This window comes from Streptomyces sp. NPDC051104, assembly GCF_040682835.1.
GTDB lineage: Bacteria > Actinomycetota > Actinomycetes > Streptomycetales > Streptomycetaceae > Streptomyces > Streptomyces cynarae.
Genome location: NZ_JBFBBS010000112.1, coordinates 1 through 2618 on the forward strand (window position 1 = coordinate 1; position 2618 = coordinate 2618).

General features: G+C 64.8%; 2 protein-coding genes. Both read left to right on the forward strand.

What is annotated here, in order from left to right; genetic code table 11:
• The first annotated feature begins 286 nt into the window (after positions 1-286).
• Positions 287-925: an HD domain-containing protein gene (locus AB0N14_RS39780; RefSeq protein ID WP_366030562.1), complete on the forward strand. Its 639-nt coding sequence runs from the start codon at positions 287-289 to the stop codon at positions 923-925.
• Positions 926-1001: 76 nt separating this feature from the next.
• Entirely contained in the window at positions 1002-2483 is a 1482-nt protein-coding gene (locus AB0N14_RS39785; protein ID WP_366030563.1) for a catalase, read from the forward strand.
• Positions 2484-2618 lie beyond the last annotated feature (135 nt).

Genomic DNA, 2618 nt, shown 5'->3' on the forward strand with positions numbered 1-2618 from the left:
TCGTCTTCAGTCCACACACCTGACGATGATCAACGGTGGCCGCACCCGTGTCCCCACCGGCCCCTACCAACAAGATCACATCTCCGGCTGGAGTATTAGGCCGTTCACCCGGATGGACGTTGGGCGGCTGGCGCGACAGGACAGGCGCAGACAATGGTGAAATGCTTTCTATTGAGACCTTACTGATGGTGAGCGCCGCACTCACTGCCTACTCGAATCGGCACCTCCGATATTGGCTCCGTAGACACACGCGCGTCCATGGGCCGTGTGCGGGAGAGAACCAGTTATGAGTGAGAAGATCGCGGGCATCGAAATCCCCGATACGCGACTGGCGGCCGAGGCCACGGAACTGGTCCGCGAAGCTGCGCCGCCGCTGCTGTTCGACCATTCGCGCAGAGTCTACCTGTTCGGAATGCTGCAAGGGCTACGACGCGGCCTGAAGCCCGACCCGGAACTGCTCTACGTCGGAGCGATGTTCCACGACCTGGGTCTGACCCAGACATACCGGACCACGCATCAGCGATTCGAGATCGACGGGGCCAACGAGGCGCGCCGGTTCCTTACCGAGCACGGGGTCGGCGCCGACGACGTCCGCCGGGTCTGGACGGCAATCGCCCTGCACACAACGCCCGGCGTCCCAGAGTTCATGGAGCCCGAGATCGCGTTGGTCACTGCAGGGGTGGAGGCCGATGTACTTGGGATCGGCCGCGACGACCTGGATCCTGCGGCACTCGAAGCCGTCACCCATGCGCACCCGCGACCTGACTTCAAGCGCCGGATTCTGGAGGCCTTCACCGACGGCTTCAAGGACCGGCCCGACACAACCTTCGGCACCATGAATGCCGATGTGCTGGCCCACTTCGTGCCCGGCTTCCAGCGCACTGACTTCGTCGAGGTCATCCTGAACAGTTCCTGGCCCGAGTAGCCGGCTGAAGCTCCTGCAGGTTTCGGACGACCATGTAAACGCCCGCGGGCTCCGGCACGATCAGAAGGACAAAGAGATGAACAATCAACCGCCAGCCACGACGACGGATGCCGGATGTCCCGTCGCCAGTGACGAATACGCGCTCACGGTCGGAGCCAGCGGCCCCGTCCTGCTGCAGGACACCTACCTGATCGAAAAGCTGGCCCATTTCGTCCGCGAGCGTGTCCCCGATCGCGTCTATCACGTCAAGGGCGGCGGCGCCTTCGGCTATTTCGAGGTGACCGCCGATGTCACCGAGTGGACCAAGGCCGCCTTCCTCAACGAGGTCGGCAAGCGCACGCCGGTACTGATCCGCCTCTCGTCGGTGGCCGGCGAAGAGGGTTACCCGGACTCGGACCGCGACGTGCGCGGCTGGGCCCTGAGGTTCTACACCGAGGAAGGCAACTACGACCTCGTCGGCAACAACACGCCGGTCTTCTTCGTGCGCGACCCCATGAAGTTCCCCGACTTCATCCACTCGCAGGAGCGCATGCCCGACAGCGGCCTGCGCAGCAACAACATGCAGTGGGACTTCTGGACGCTCTCGCCGGAGTCGGCCCACCAGGTGACGGTCCTGATGAGCGACCGCGGCACGCCGCGCACCTGGCGCCACATGAACGGCTACAGCAGCGACACCTACATGTGGGAGAACGCCGCGGGCAAGAAGTTCTGGGTCAAGTACCACTTCAAGACCGAGCAGGGCATCCAGAACTTCACCGACGCCGAGGCCAAGGCCATGCGCGCTGAGGACCTCGACTGCCACCGGCGCGATCTGTGGGACGCGATCGCCCGCGAGGACTACCCGTCCTGGCGTCTCGAAATGCAGATCATGCCCTATGAGGACGCGGCCGACTACCGCTTCAACCCCTTTGACGTGACCAAGGTCTGGCCGCACGAGGACTACCCGCCGATCACCGTCGGGCGCTTGGTGCTTGACCGCAACCCCGAGAACTTCTTCGCCCAGATCGTGCAGGCCGGGTTCGACGTGGCGAACTTCGTTCCGGGCATCGGGCCCAGCCCGGGCCGGATGGTACTGGCACGGATGTTCGCCTATGGCGACTCCAGCCGCTACCGCACCGGTCCCAACTATGCGCAGCTTCCGATCAACCAGCCGCTCGACGAGGTGCACAACTACAACAAAGACGGCCCGATGCGCTACCGCCACAATGGAAACCAGCCGGTCTACGCACCGAACAGCTACGGCGGGCCCAAGGCCGACCCGCAACGCTACCGCGATCCCAGCTGGTTTGTGGAGGCCGCCGAGATCATGCGCACGGCCTACCAAGCGCACAGGGACGACGACGACTTCATCCAGCCCCGCACGCTCTACCGCCAGGTAATGACGCAGACCGATCGGGACCATCTGGTCGGCAACATCGTCGGCCATCTGAGCCAGGGAGTGGAGCGCTCCATCCAGGAGCGCGCGGTCAACGACTACTGGACGAAAGTGGATCCCGACCTCGGCGCGCGCGTCGCCCAAGGCCTGGGCCTGGGGACTTCGCAGCCCGGCAACGGGTAGCGGAGACAATCCGCTGGCAGCACCCAAACGAGCGGTTCTTCGACTCCTGCTGACCCATCAAAGTGTCGCCGAAACGAGTTGGCGGGGGGGGGCGGCCCCCGGGGGGGGCCGCCCCCCCCCGGGGCGGGTGGGTGT

Coding starts and splice junctions, on each gene's coding strand:
- AB0N14_RS39780 (WP_366030562.1), top strand. CDS start 287: ATGAGTGAGAAGATCGCGGGCATCGAAATCCCCGATACGCGACTGGCG.
- AB0N14_RS39785 (WP_366030563.1), top strand. CDS start 1,002: ATGAACAATCAACCGCCAGCCACGACGACGGATGCCGGATGTCCCGTC.